Genomic DNA, 14,882 nt, shown 5'->3' on the forward strand with positions numbered 1-14,882 from the left:
TCCCACTGCGGATACGGATATTTTCTATGTTCCGCATATGGCGCCGTCGGGCGTGACCTCTGGTTGGACCTGTAACGGTTTTGTGCCGGTCATCTGAGCGTTTCAGGCTCGTATCAGCAGGCCGACGGAGCAATAAAGCATATGGAAAGCTGTAAACTCGAGGCCGTGGGGATTGCATCAAGCCGTGCCTTGTCACGCACGTGCGTTGCCGCGGGTCTTGGTGTTGGCAAATCCACCCTGGGTTACGTGAATGGCGGATTACTGTCCGACCGGGTCGGCGCCCGTGCAGCATGTCATGTTGATGCTGCTGCTGCGCCACAAGCAGCAGGATTGCCATGATTGGCCCCATGGCTGCATCATTTTTGCAACTATCTGCTTTTGACATGAAAAGAAATAATACCTGTTCCGTTCGGTATATATTCATACGGATATAGATATATCCCTGTAACAGGGAATGTGAAACCTTCATGCCGTTGGGAACAGACCTGAGCAGATCAGGCAACTTCTCCTGTGTCACGACATGGGCGTGTGCTTCAAAACCTTTGTTATTACATGAATTTTTGCGAGACATGACCGTAATGGTCTATTCGGGAAAGAACCTTCCGGATAGAACTTTGTGCAAGTCCAGCGATCACGACTACTGGTATATTCGCAAATAATCAGGTTATTGGATATGATATATCAGAAATAAATATATATTGACAGTGTTTACATCCGATCACATACATTCCGGCAGATGACGTATATCAAAAGTCATATTTGTAGAACGGAATGTTTCTCAATGCTGATACGGTCCTTCTTTAATAAGAAAACGACAAAAGTACGGACAAATGCCACTTCCAGTCCGGTTTCTGTTGAGAAGTGTTCCGAATGGCAGGATTTTACGACCCTGCGCTCGCTCGAATATTGTACTGCCCTGACCAATATAACGTCATGGCGTAACCTGTTCACCAGAATGCGGCGTAACCTCGTCCTGCGTGGGGACAGGTGGGCGGTTCGGCCTGTATCGACCCTGATCCTTGTCCTGGGCTTTCCGGTCGCGGCATCGGCCCAGTGCGTCACCAGTTCCACTGGAGGTTCCATTTCCTGCACGGCGCCTAGTGGAACACAGGGCTCTACCGTTGTGAGTACCACCACGGTGGGAAGTATTACCAACGGGCTGTCCGTTACGGTTGGACAGGACGCCGTCATTTCGACAACCAGTGATGCGGTAACCAACCCCGCGACGCTTGAAAATGATGCGATTGTCGTCGGCACGAATTCCACGGTCGAGGTGGCCGGAACGGTCGAGACCCAGTCGGACAATATAGTCGGCAAGGGAGGTACTATTCCAGGATTGAATAGTACCGACACGATAGAAGGGGAAAACGGGACAACAATTACTGTTGATTCCGGTGGTCAGGTTCTTTCCACGGGTGTTCAGAAAACGGCAGAGGCCATTAACCTTACCGGTGAAGGCAATACCATTATCAATAATGGTACCATTGAATCGCAAAATGCCGATGCAATGTATTTTGATGATGAGAAAGCCAATATTGGCACGGCGACGACTACCGCAACAATAATCAACAACGGTACCATTGCAGGGTATCTGGCCGATAATACAACAGCCAATCCGAATGGAAACGCCAGCACCGTTGCGATTGGTGAAGGTGGTGGCGAGACATTCAATATTACCAATGAATCAGGTGCCACGATCGAGGGGGAGATAGTCCTCAACAAGGGCGTCACCAACCTTACGGTTGATCCGGGTTCCACGATTACCGGCAGCGTGCATGCAGATGGCGTTGCGGCCACCAATACGGTCATTCTTGGCGGCGATTCTTCTTCAACCGGCGTTATGTCTTCGTCCCTTCAGGGTGTGGTCGACGGTTTTTCCACCCTGGACAAGACCGGGACAAGCACATGGGAAGCCGACAAATCCATCAATTCGGAACTGCTTAATAGCAAAGGGGGCGCAGAAGCGGTCGCGGTTGATGTGCAGGGTGGCACTCTGGCCCTGACGGCGGACAACAGTAAGTTTTCAGGAACCATGACGGTTGATTCCGCCGGAACGCTGAAAATCGGTGATGAGGCGGATGGCGCAACAACGGCGGGCAGCCTGACCGGCGCGGTAACGAATAACGGAAGCGTTGTCTTTGACAACAGCGCCAGTACCACGATGACAGGCCTGGCCATCAGCGGCAATGGCACCGTCACGCAGGAAGGTGACGGCGCGACGACCCTCGACACGGCACAGTCCTATACCGGGGCGACGACGATTGATGCAGGCACCCTTGCCCTGACCGGCAACGGCAGCATTGCAGATTCCAGTGGTGTCACTGTCAATTCGGGCGGGACGTTCGATATCAGCGGCACGAAATCCGGCACGTCGGTCCAGACCCTTTCCGGCACGGGTGGCGTCTCCCTGGGGGGCGAGACCCTGACGCTGTCCAACGCCAGCGGTACCTATGGCGGCGACATGTCGGGTACGGGCGGCGGCCTGACGGTGGCTGGCGGGACGGAAATCCTGTCGGGGCAGAACACCTATACCGGCCTGACCACGGTGGGTTCCGCCGGGACACTCGACGTGACGGGATCGGTTGCGGGCGATGCCTCCAACGCGGGCAAACTGAACGTGACGGGCACGGTCGCCGGTACGGTTGGCAACACCGGGACGATGGACGTCAATGGCGGCACGGTGGGTGCCACGACGAACAGCGGTACGGTCACGGCAGAAAACGGTACGCTGGCCTCGCTGGACAATACCGGGACCGCGACCCTGGCGGACAGCACCGTGACGGGCGCGCTGAACAACGGGACAGGCGGCACGGCGACGGCGACCGGCGGGACGATCGGCAGCGTCACCAATGCCGGTACTTTGACGCTGGGCGCGGGCAATACGGTGACGGGTGATGTCACGAACGCCGCGGGCGGCGCGCTGACACTGGATGGCGACACCGTTGGCGGGACGCTGGCCAGCAACGGAACCAGCCTCGACGTGACGACGAACGGCGCGTCGGCCGCCTCGCTTTCGGGCAGCGGCAATGCCGCGCTGGACGGGACGCTTACGCTGACGAATGCGGCGGATACCTATTCCGGCGCGTTGTCGGGCACGGGTGGCCTGACGGTGGCTGGCGGGACGGAAACCCTGTCGGGGCAGAGCACCGGCTATACCGGCACGGCCACGGTGGGGCCCGCCGGGACGCTGGATGTGACGGGATCGATTGCCGGGGATGCCAGCAATGCGGGCAACCTGAACGTGACGGGCACGGTCGCCGGTACGGTCGGCAACACCGGGACGATGGACGTCAATGGCGGCACGGTGGGCGCCACGACGAACAGCGGTACGGTCACGGCGGAAAACGGCACGCTGGCGTCGCTGGACAATACGGGCAACGCCACCCTGACGGACAGCACCGTGACGGGCGCGCTGACGAACGAGGCAACTGGCACGGCCATCGCGACCGGCGGGACGATCGGCAGCGTCACCAATGCCGGCACGCTGACGCTGGGCGCGGGCAATACGGTGACGGGTGATGTCACGAACGCCGCAGGCGGCGCGCTGACACTGGATGGCGACACCGTTGGCGGCACGCTGGCCAGCAACGGAACCAGCCTCGACGTGACGACGAACGGCGCGTCGGCCGGCTCGCTGTCGGGCAGCGGCAATGGTACGCTGGACGGGACGCTTACGCTGACGAATGCGGCGGATACCTATTCCGGCGCGTTGTCGGGTGCGGGCGGCCTGACGGTCGCCGGCGGGACGGAAACGCTGTCGGGAGCCAATACCTATAATGGTGTGACCACGGTGGCATCCGCTGGCACCCTGGATGTGACGGGATCGATTGCCGGGGATGCCAGCAATGCGGGCAACCTGAACGTGACGGGCACGGTCGCCGGTACGGTCGGCAACACCGGGACGATGGACGTCAATGGCGGCACGGTGGGCGCCACGACGAACAGCGGCACGGTCACGGCGGAAAACGGCACGCTGGCTTCGCTGGACAATACGGGCAACGCCACCCTGGCCGACAGCACCGTGACGGGCGCGCTGACGAACGAGGCAGCCGGCACGGCGACGGCGACCGGCGGGACGATCGGCAGCGTCACCAATGCCGGCACGCTGACGCTGGGTGCGGGCAATACGGTGACGGGTGATGTCACGAACGCTGCGGGTGGCGCGCTGACACTGGATGGCGACACCATTGGCGGGACGCTGGCCAGCAACGGGAGCAGCCTCGACGTGACGACGAACGGCGCGTCGGCCGGCTCGCTGTCGGGCAGCGGCAATGCCGCGCTGGATGGCACCCTGACCCTGACCAACGCGGCGGATACCTATTCCGGCGGGCTGTCGGGCACGGGCGGCCTGACGGTCGCTGGCGGCACGGAAACGCTGTCGGGGGCGAATACCTACAGCGGTGCGACAACGGTGGCGTCCGGCGCGGTGCTGCAGCTTGGCACGGGGGGGATGTCCGGTTCACTTGATGGCACGTCCGGCATCAGCGATGATGGCACGCTGGTTGTGGACCGGTCCGATGCATCCACCCTGTCGGCACCGATTTCCGGCAGCGGCGCGCTGGTTCAGGCAGGCACGGGCACGACAACCCTGACTGGCACCAACAGTTACAGCGGTGGCACGACCATTTCCAACGGCACGCTGGCGGGCACGACCTCGAGCTTCGGTTCGGGCGCGATTACCGATGACGCGGCGCTGGATGTCGATGTCGCCTCCACCGATACGGACAGCCTGGCCAACACGGTCACGGGCACCGGCAGCATGACCAAGACAGGCGGCGGTACGCTGGTGCTGGATAACGCCGCCGACAGCTACAGCGGTGGCACGACGGTTGCAGCGGGCACCCTGCAGGTCGATGGCAATGAAAGCCAGATCGGCGGCACGACAACGGTTGCGTCGGGCGCCACGCTGTCGGGTGTCGGGACCATGGGCGGGGATGTCACCATCGCCAGTGGCGGCACGCTCTCGCCCGGTGATGGCGCCAACAGCGTCGGCACCCTGTCCATTGCCGGGAACCTGACCGAAAGCAGCGGGTCCATCGCGAATTTCGATATGGGGCAGGCCGGGACCGTTGGTGGGAAATATAACGATCTGGTCAGTGTCGGGGGCAACCTGACGATTGCCGGCACCCTGAATGTCAGCCAGAGCCCGGGCGGTGATTTCGGGCCGGGTGTGTATCGCCTGTATGATTATGGCGGCACGCTGACCAACAATGGCGTGACGCTGGCCGGGACGGGTGAAACACTGCAGACATCCGTTGATAACGAAGTCAACCTGGTCGTGGCGGCGGCTGGCACGCAGGAGCAGTACTGGGATGGCGGCAACGTCAACGGCGACCACGGCAGCGATGGCACGTCCGGCAACGGACAGGTCGATGGCGGGAATGGCGTCTGGACCGCGCCGGGTGGCAGTGGTGATGGCAACTGGACCAGTTCGTCCGGAACGGGCAACACCCCCTCCACACAGGGCGCATACGACATATTCGAAGGCAAGGGCGGCACCGTCACCGTTGATGACAGCAGCGGCGATGTCACGCTGAGTGGCGCGCAGTTCGCCAATTCCGATGCGTCCAGCGGCGGCAAATATGTCATTACCGGTGATACGCTGTATTCATCCGGATCGGACCTGACGCTGCGCGTCGGTGACGGTACGGCCGCCGGCGCGGCGACGGTCGCGGAAATTGATTCCAAGATTGACGACAGCAAGGTCGCGGGTGGCACGACCCTGACCAAGACCGATGGCGGCACGCTGATCCTGGGCGGAAACAACAGCTATAGTGGCGGGACCGATATCCAGGGCGGCACGCTGGTGGGCACGACATCCAGCTTCGGCACGGGTGCGATCAATGATGAAACGGGCGCCAGCCTGACGCTGGACCAGGGCACGGATGGCACGCTGGGCAACGGGCTGAGTGGTTCCGGCGCGCTGGTGAAGGATGGTTCCGGTGATGTCACGATCGCCAGTGATGATTCCGGCTTTACCGGCAACACCAGTGTCAATGACGGCACCCTGACGGTCGATGGCTCGCTGGCGAATTCCAGCGTGACCGTCGCCGGGGCGGGGACGCTGGCTGGCACCGGGACCGTGGGCTCGACCACCGTTGCCAGTGGGGGCACCCTGTCACCCGCCGGTGGCAATGCGCTGGGGACGCTGACGGTTGATGGCAACCTGAACATGGGTGCCGGTTCCACCTATGTCGTCAATGGCGGGACCGCGGGACAGAGCGACCTGGTATCGGTCACCGGTGGGGCGACCCTGACCGGCGGCACGGTTGAATTCACGGTTCCCAGTGGCACCACACTCAAACCCGGGACCGAATATACCATCCTGACCACCCAGAACGGGGTGACGGGGCAGTTCGCGGGGCTTTCGACCAACCTGTCGGATGCCTATACCTTCCTCTCGCCTGAACTGCTTTATACTGCGGACGACGTGGATATTACGCTGGGCCGGAACACCACGACCTTCGAATCCGTTGCGAATACGCGCAATGAACGCGACGTGGCGGCCGTGCTGGATGGCATGGGTGGCAGCAATGCGATGGTGACCGCCATCGAGCAGCTGAACGGGGCGCAGGCGCGCAAGGCCTTTGACGCCCTGTCGGGCGAGATCCATGCATCCGCCCGGACCGCGTTGATCGAGGACAGTTTCTATGTCCGCAACGCCGCGATCGACCGCCTGCGCAATGCCGCGTGTGATCCCGGCGCCGACGCCAACCAGAAGACGGCAACCCTGAAGGGCCGCAGGACGGACGGCACCTGCATGCAGGACCGCGTGACGCTGTGGGGCGAGGCCTTCGGGTCGTGGGGCCATAATTCCGGCGATGGCAATGCAGGCGGCATGAACCATTCCGTTGGTGGCTTCGTGCTGGGCGCGGATGCGCCGGTCTTCAATACGTGGCGCGTTGGCGGACTGGTCAGCTATGGCCGTTCGACCTTCAGTTCCGAAGGGACCGATGCCTACGGGCACAGCAACAACGTCACGGTTGGCGGCTATGCCGGGACGCACTGGGGTCATCTGGCCCTGCGCATGGGGGCGACCTATACCTGGGCGATGATGTCCACCAGCCGGAGCGCGTCCTTCCCCGGTTTCTATGAAAAACTGAACAGCAGCTACAATGGCGGCGTGGCGCAGGGCTTTGGTGACCTGGGGTATCGCTTCGACCTGGGCAAGACCGCGATCGAGCCGTTTGGTAACGTGGCCTACGTCAACATGCATACGGACAGTTTCCGTGAACATGGCGGGGCGGCGGCGCTGAACGGGCGCGCCATCGATACGGGCACGACCTATTCCACCTTTGGCGTGCGCATGTCGTCCGTATTCCATGCGGGCAATGTCCTGCTGGTGCCCGAAGGCAGCCTGGCCTACCGTCATACCTTTGGTGCGACGGTGCCCACCACGCGGGAAGCCTTTGCCGCGGGCGGCAGTTCGTTTGATGTCGCGGGCGTTCCCCTGTCGCGTGACGCCGCCGTGCTGAATGCCGGGCTGCGCGCACACCTGACGGATCGTCTGGAACTGGGCATTTCCTATATCGGCCAGTATGGCAACAGGTCGGTGGATAGTGGCCTGCGCGGCCGTTTCGCCTGGAAGTTCTGACCGGGCGGCGACGTCCCTCTCTTGATCAATCAATCACCATCTGGCCGGGCGCCCTGTTCCGGCCAGATGCCTGTATGGAATGTGGAATGATGAACTGGAAAATCATGGCAGGCGCGGCAGCCTCCCTTGCCATCCTCGCCGTGGCGGGAACAGAGGTTGCCCAGCATGCCACGGCCTCCACCGCTACAGCCAGGACTGCCCCGGCGGCCACGCCTTCCGCACCGGCACCCGCACCGGCGACGCATCTGCTGCCTGGTGGCGCAACGTCCATCAATGAAACCTATCAGGACTGGCGGGTCATATGCCAGCAGACCGACAAGGCGGCGGGCTGCATCATGGTGCAGCAGATCATGGACAAGAAAACGCACCGGATGGTCATGAACATGGAACTGACCACCGATCCGCAGGGACTGCGCGGTGTTGTCGTACTTCCGTTCGGGCTGGATCTGGGCAAGGGGGTCACGGTAAAGGCGGATAACGCACCCGTCGGGCAGCCGGTTGGCTTCAGGACATGCCTGCCGTCAGGATGTATCGCCCCCTTTGCATTCGATGCCTCTGTCCTGGCGCGCCTGCGGACCAGCAAGACCATGCAGGTTGCCGCAGTTTCCACAAGCGGGCAGACCATTGCCTTCCCGGTATCCCTGAATGGTTTTTCCAATGCGTTTGACCGGATCAGATCCATACGGAAATAGCGCTCCGGTTTTTCCCAAAACTGGTTTGCAGGCCTGCATGATGGCCTGAAATACAGCATTTTATGGATGTTCCGTCTGGAATGCTGTCGTGGCCGCGACGAAGCTGGATGATGATATCAGGACATATGCCGGGCATTGCTTGTTGCCAGTCAGCATGCCATGGCGGCTGGACAACTGACCCATGATCCATTCGTGCTGAGCGTTGAAACCGGATGATCGCGGGTGCACGCATCGTTGTCGGCTTATCCGGGTTTCTTCCAGGCTTTCACGACACGCCCCAGCAGGGAGGTATTGCGGACTGGTGAGAAGCCCAGTTCTTCTTCCATAGCCAGCAGGTCCAGAAAAACCTGGCTGGCCTGAACAAGGGCCAGGTGGGTTTTGGTCAGGATATGCTCGGCGCCGAAGATGATTTCCATGTCTTCGAACTGTTCGGCAAGGTCGAGCAGGAATTCCAGCGAACTGGAAAAGGTAATGGCCCGAAGCGTGGAAAACCCTGCGAACACGTCCAGCCAGTTCTGCTGGACATGCGCGTCCAGTCGGGCCTGAAAGACAGCCAGGGGCGCAGGCTGTCGTGAGGGCAGGTTGGAAAGCAGGTCCGTCATGCGGGGCTCCCGCAGGCATGAAGGGGATGAGACCACCTACGATTGCGCGACTGGGGACCAGCGTGGGATCACGATAGGGAGAAATGTCATTTTTTCGACGTCAGGGGTGTCCATTGTCAGGCAGTTATGGACAGATCCCATGAATGCGGAAAGGCCCCTAAGGGGAGTGCGTTCGCGCTGTCGTGGTGGGCGATGGCAGGTCGGCCGAAATGCCGCTTTTGGACAGGGCGATGGTCACGTCTATCGTTTCCTGATTGACCTGCGCGTCAAATTCCCGGTCCACCACCGGGTTCTGCGCTATCGTCATCATGTCGCCAAAACGCAGGTGCGCCCAGTCGATGCGGTCATGGGCCTGACGGGTCACGTCAAAGTTCACCATGGGGTGCCGTGTTCCGTTCAGGTCTGTGTAGGACCATGCGAAATGGCAGCGTGCGGGCGCGCCGCGCTGGGTAAACAGGGTATGGACGAAGCCGGGCGTCACATCCATCTGCAATGTGTTCATGAGATAACGCGGCGCCTGCTTCTGCAGTGCGGGCGTTACCTGCGTATTGAACAGCCCGGCCTGAATCATTTCGGGCATGTGGGCCATGAACGTGGACTGGTTTATGGTCATTTCGACCACGCATGGCGCGGTCTGCGCAAAGCGGGTTTCAATACCCCATGCGTGCGCGGTCGTCTCCGTTCCCATGATGGGCGCGGGATAGGTGGCTGATGCGGCATGTGCCGCACCCATGCCACCCATAAGGGTCAGGGCCAGGACGGCACCATGCAGGGTCCATCGTGGCGGGACAGGACATTCGGAATGGGTCGGACGTGTCAGGCTAGGCAAGGGTCGGCACCGGTCTGTGTAAGGTCTTGGTGAATTGTCACGACGGCAGGAAACAGCTTTTGTCCCCCTGCTGTCACGGGGGGTATGGGCATGTCAGCCCTGCCCAGTATGGGCGACCCTCCACATCGTGGGCAAGTCCTGCCCTATACCGCGCAAGGGGCAGGTAATGGACTGGCATGTCAGTATATTGCATTTCATGGCAATAATTATTACGGACCATTCATGCTTTGCATGTATTGTTTTGTTATCTGTCTGTCCATATTGTCGCCAGTCATGGAAATGCCACAATAATCGTCTTTTTCATGCCCCGCGGTCCCGCTGCCACGCTCTGGCGGGGGCATGTCACATATCGCAGGCCATGGCTGGCAACTAATTGTGGCCACTGGTTTTTTCAGGGTATGCGATGATGAAACTCCTTCTGCCCTGTCGCGTTTGCGGCGGGTAATGGAAATCAGAAGAATGTTGCCGGTGGCAGCCTGTCGATATGGCCTGCCCATGGGGTGGCCGTGCAGGCTGGCGCAACCGGCAGTTCGGGTCAGGGAACCATGTTTGAGTCAAAGATCATAGAAGTGGATGGCGTATTCGTGGGGGCGGCCATCATTACGGGCATTGCGTCCTCGCTGCGTTTTTACGCAACCCATGACAGCGTGCGCAGCCTGCACAACGCCATCCTGCCCGATCTGGTGGCGCTGAAGCAGCGGGTGACGGCGACATTCCGCCATATGGGGCACAAGGCCGTCACCTTCCGCGAGGCCTAGCCACAAAACGTGCGACGCCCCGGCGGGAACCTGTGTCCCGCCGGGGCGTCGGTGCTGTAAAAGACTGCCCCCTTTTTGCAAAAAGGGGGCACCCCAAAAACCTTTATTGTTTTCAAACAGCCTGCCACATCGCCGGATATATCAGCGGCTGGTGCGGCGTCCAAGCTGGCTGACATCACGCACGGCGCCGCGCGCGGCGCTGGTGGTCAGTGCGCCGTAAGCCTGAAGGGCGACGGAGACTTCGCGCTGCCGGTCCGGCTGCCATGCACGGTCGCCACGTTCTTCCATTTCATCGCGGCGGGCGGCCAGTTCCGCATCGGTGACAGTGGTGCGCAGCACGCGGTTGGGAATGTCGATCTCGATCGTATCGCCTTCATGCAGGAGGCCGATGATGCCGCCTTCCGCCGCCTCGGGCGAGATATGGCCGATCGACAGCCCCGAACTGCCGCCAGAGAAGCGGCCATCAGTGATCAGGGCGCATTTCTCGGCCAGTCCCTTTGATTTCAGGTAGCTGGTCGGATACAGCATTTCCTGCATGCCCGGCCCGCCCTTCGGCCCTTCGTAGCGGATCACCACTACATCGCCCGGCACGATCTTGTCGCCAAGGATGGCGGACACGGCCGCGTCCTGGCTTTCAAAAATGCGGGCCGGACCGATAAAGGTCAGCAGGTTGTCGGCAACGCCGGCGGTTTTGACAATGGCGCCATCTTCCGCAAGGTTGCCGAACAGCACCGCAAGGCCGCCGTCCTGGCTGTAGGCATGTTCCGCATCACGGATCGCGCCATTGGCCCGGTCGGTATCCAGCGCCCTGTACCGGCTGGCCTGCGAGAAGGCTTCCGTGGTGCGCACGCCGCCGGGGGCTGCGCGGAAGAAGGTGCGCGCGGCCTCATCCACCGTATCGGCGCTGACATCCCACTGCGCCAGGGCTGCCGCCACGCTGGGGGCATGCACGTTGGGGGCGTCCATGTGCAGCAGGCCCATGCGGGCCAGTTCACCCATGATGGCGGGAATGCCACCGGCGCGGTGCACGTCCTCCATGTGGATATCCATGCGTGATGGCGAGACCTTGCACAGGTTCGGCACCTTGTGGGACAGGCGGTCGATGTCGGACATGGTGAAATGCACCTTGCCCTCATGCGCTGCCGCCAGCAGGTGCAGCACGGTATTGGTTGACCCGCCCATGGCGATATCGACCGACATGGCGTTTTCAAATGCGGCCTTGGTGGCGATGCCGCGCGGCAGGACGGTTGCGTCGTCGTTTTCGTACCAGCGGCGGGCGAGGGCGACGATCTCACGGCCCGCGCGCATGAACAGGTCGCGGCGGTCGGCATGGGTTGCGACAAGGCTGCCATTGCCCGGCAGGGCAAGGCCCAGCGCCTCGGTCAGGCAGTTCATGGAATTGGCGGTGAACATGCCCGAGCACGACCCGCAGGTGGGGCAGGCGGAGCGTTCGATCGTGGTCGACTGTTCATCCGTCACATCCGGACTGGCGGCCGCCACCATCGACGTGATGAGGTCAACCTGCTGTTCGGTGCCGTTATTGATGATCTTGCCCGCTTCCATCGGCCCGCCGGAGACGAAGATGGTCGGAATGTTCAGCCGCATCGCCGCCATCAGCATGCCCGGCGTGATCTTGTCGCAGTTGCTGATGCATACCAGCGCGTCGGCGCAGTGGGCGTTGACCATGTATTCCACCGCATCCGCGATCAGTTCGCGCGACGGCAGGCTGTACAGCATGCCGCCATGGCCCATGGCGATGCCGTCATCCACGGCGATGGTGTTGAACTCACGCCCGACGCCACCGGCTTCGGCCACCGCACCGGCCACAAGCTGGCCCAGGTCCTTGAGGTGGACATGCCCGGGCACGAACTGCGTGAACGAATTCGCAATGGCGATGATCGGCTTGCCGAAGTCACCGTCCTTCATGCCGGTTGCACGCCACAGGCTGCGCGCACCGGCCATGTTGCGGCCATGGGTCGTAGTGCGGGAACGATAGGCGGGCATGACGGTGACCTCTCGCGACAAAGGGGTTAGACAGGGGAACGATATTGCCTGACCGCATACAGGACGCGCGGCCTGCGCGCCAGTCCAAACCTGCCGTTAACCGTGGGGGTGGATACTGGCGGGGGCGGCAACTCCACCTGCGGCCATCCGTTCATCTGATACCTTACCCGTCATTGCACAAGGAGCACACGCGGCATGCCAGAACCGGACCGTCAGGATGGATCACCCAGCACACGGCGGCGTGGCGTGCTGGCGCAGATACGGTTTCCGGTGCTGGGGGTTCTGGCGGTTGCCATACTGGCGCTGGTCATCTTCTGGTCATGGGACTGGTTCATCCCGCTGGTGGAACGCCGGGCGGAGGCCGCGCTGGGCCGCAGGGTCACGATCGCGCACCTGCACGTGCATCTGGGCCGTGTGATCCGCGTGACCGCCGACGACGTTCATATTGACGAACCCGACGGGTTTGCCGCCCTGCCGCCATTCGCCACGGCGGACCACCTGATGGTGGGGATCAATCTGTGGCACCTGCTGGGGGGCGGGATCGACCTGCCGGTGATCGCGCTGGATCGGCCGGTCGTGGAACTGGATGAAAAGCGTGACGGCAGCGCCAATTACCATTTTCCCGGCGGCAGTGATGGCGGATCCACCGCCATGCCGCAGATCGGGGAACTGAACATTGCCGACGGGCAACTGCATTTCGTGCATGCGGGTCTGCGCAGCGACATGCGCGCGCAGGTGCATACCACACCGGCAAAAGGGGATACGCAGCCCCGCATCGTGGCGGAAGTGCACGGCACCTATACCGGACAGGCCATTACGGGACATTTTTCCGGCGGGGCGCTGGTGTCACTGGCGGACAGGACGAAACCCTATCCCATCGATGTCGAGGTGCATCACGGCCCCACGCGCCTGACGTTGGCGGGATCGGTGGATGACCCGCTGTCGTTCCGTGGCGCGCGCCTGAAGCTGACGCTGGCGGGGCCGGACATGTCGCTGCTGTATCCGCTGACGGGCGTGGTGATCCCGCAGACGCCCACCTATCACGTGGCGGGCAGCCTGGACTACCATGACCAGCGCGTGCGCTTTCATGACTTCGAGGGCGTGGTCGGGTCCAGCGACCTTGGCGGTACGCTGAGTGTCGATCCCCATCAGGTGGTGACGTTCGTAGATGCCGAACTGCATTCGCGCCATGTGGACCTTGCCGATCTTGGCGGTTTCTTCGGGGCGACACCGGGGGATCATCCCTCCACCACGCAGCAGGCGGCGGAACAGAAGGCGCATGAGGCCAGTGGCGCCGTGCTGCCCACCACGCCCATCAACCTGCCCAGGCTGAAGGCCACCAATGTCCATCTGGCCTATCACGGGGACCATATCGAAAACCGGCACGTGCCGCTGGATAACATCGATGCGCTGGTGGATATCCGGGACGGGACGATCGATGTCCATCACCTGAGCTTTGGCGTGGGTAAGGGCACACTGGCCAGCAGTGGCACCTTCGTGCCGCAGGGCAATGGCGTTGATGCCCGCATCCGGGTCGACATGGAACAGATCGACCTGTCCCGTCTCATGCAGGCACTGGGCAATTATCAGGGGCAGGGGACGATTGGCGGCCACATCATGGTGCATGGTCATGGGCAGTCGCTGGCGCAGATCGTGGGCGATGGCAATGGTGGCGTGACCATGGCGCTGGATGAAGGCGGGGATATTTCCGCCATCCTGCCCGACCTGCTGGGGCTGGAACTGGGCAAGGCGCTGCTGTCCGCCCTTGGCCTGCCGGCCAAGACCGACCTGAAATGCCTGATCGCGGACATGCCGCTGCGCGACGGGGTGTTCCATACCAGGACCATGCTGCTGGAAACGGGCGATACCTCCACGGTGGGCAAGGGGGACATCAACTTCAGTGACAACACCATCAAATACGCCCTGCTGACCCGTTCACGCCATTTCGCCATCGCATCCTTCCCCGGCCCGCTGCACATTACCGGGCCGCTGAAACATCCCAGCATCATGCCGGGGGCGGAGGTGATCGGTCGGGCCGTGGCGTCGGTGCTGACGGGTTTTGTCTTTTCCCCCGTGGGCCTGCTGCCCACGATCGAGGCAGGCGTGGGCAAGCAGTCGTCATGTGCCGAGGCGATCAGGGAAGTGAATGAAAATCCCGCCGCCGGGATCGCCCCCCATGCCTCGCGTCCCGTCCGGCATGCCGCGCGGGCGCGCAAGGCCGCCGCGGCACAGCAGGCAACCGGCACGGTTTCCGGTAACCTGAGCCGTGAGGAACGCGAACATATCCGCGCCGTATGGGCCCGGCGGATGGCCGCGCATTAAAGGGGGAATCCCTGCTTGACCATGCGGGGCATTTCGGCAAAAAGGGGGAACAGGAGCAGTGAAGAGTCCGATCATGGGCAT

General features: G+C 62.0%; 7 protein-coding genes. 4 read left to right on the top strand and 3 right to left on the bottom strand.

The genetic code is table 11. The features are described 5' to 3' along the window. Positions 1-1,123: 1,123 nt before the first annotated feature. Both S101446_RS18645 and S101446_RS12940 read left to right on the top strand, forming a co-directional pair. Positions 1,124-7,594, top strand: a complete 6,471-nt coding sequence (locus S101446_RS18645; protein WP_167376439.1) for an autotransporter-associated beta strand repeat-containing protein — start codon at positions 1,124-1,126, stop codon at positions 7,592-7,594. 86 nt (positions 7,595-7,680) lie between these two features. Beyond that, a complete protein-coding gene (locus S101446_RS12940; protein WP_244184250.1) occupies positions 7,681-8,286 on the top strand; it encodes an invasion associated locus B family protein in 606 nt (201 codons plus the stop codon). Positions 8,287-8,528: 242 nt separating this feature from the next. Here S101446_RS12940 and S101446_RS12945 read toward each other — a convergent pair whose 3' ends face one another. Both S101446_RS12945 and S101446_RS12950 read right to left on the bottom strand, forming a co-directional pair. Next, a complete protein-coding gene (locus tag S101446_RS12945) occupies positions 8,529-8,888 on the bottom strand; it encodes a hypothetical protein (protein WP_087608520.1) in 360 nt (119 codons plus the stop codon). Positions 8,889-9,045: 157 nt separating this feature from the next. Further along, complete coding sequence (locus S101446_RS12950) at positions 9,046-9,717, bottom strand: hypothetical protein (protein WP_231290073.1); 672 nt, start codon at positions 9,715-9,717, stop codon at positions 9,046-9,048. 545 nt (positions 9,718-10,262) lie between these two features. On the opposite strand from S101446_RS12950, the gene S101446_RS12955 reads away from it, so the two are divergent. Continuing rightward, positions 10,263-10,475 (top strand): hypothetical protein, encoded by a 213-nt coding sequence (locus S101446_RS12955; RefSeq protein WP_019092151.1) that lies wholly within the window; start codon positions 10,263-10,265, stop codon positions 10,473-10,475. Positions 10,476-10,616: 141 nt separating this feature from the next. On the opposite strand, the gene ilvD is transcribed toward S101446_RS12955, so the two are convergent. Beyond that, a complete protein-coding gene (gene ilvD / locus S101446_RS12960; RefSeq protein WP_087608521.1) occupies positions 10,617-12,479 on the bottom strand; it encodes a dihydroxy-acid dehydratase in 1,863 nt (620 codons plus the stop codon). Positions 12,480-12,674: 195 nt separating this feature from the next. On the opposite strand from ilvD, the gene S101446_RS12965 reads away from it, so the two are divergent. Next, on the top strand, positions 12,675-14,801 hold the full coding sequence (locus S101446_RS12965) for an AsmA family protein (protein WP_087608522.1): 2,127 nt from the start codon (positions 12,675-12,677) through the stop codon (positions 14,799-14,801). The last annotated feature ends 81 nt before the right edge of the window (positions 14,802-14,882 follow it).

Source organism: Komagataeibacter europaeus (assembly GCF_002173515.1).
GTDB lineage: Bacteria > Pseudomonadota > Alphaproteobacteria > Acetobacterales > Acetobacteraceae > Komagataeibacter > Komagataeibacter europaeus.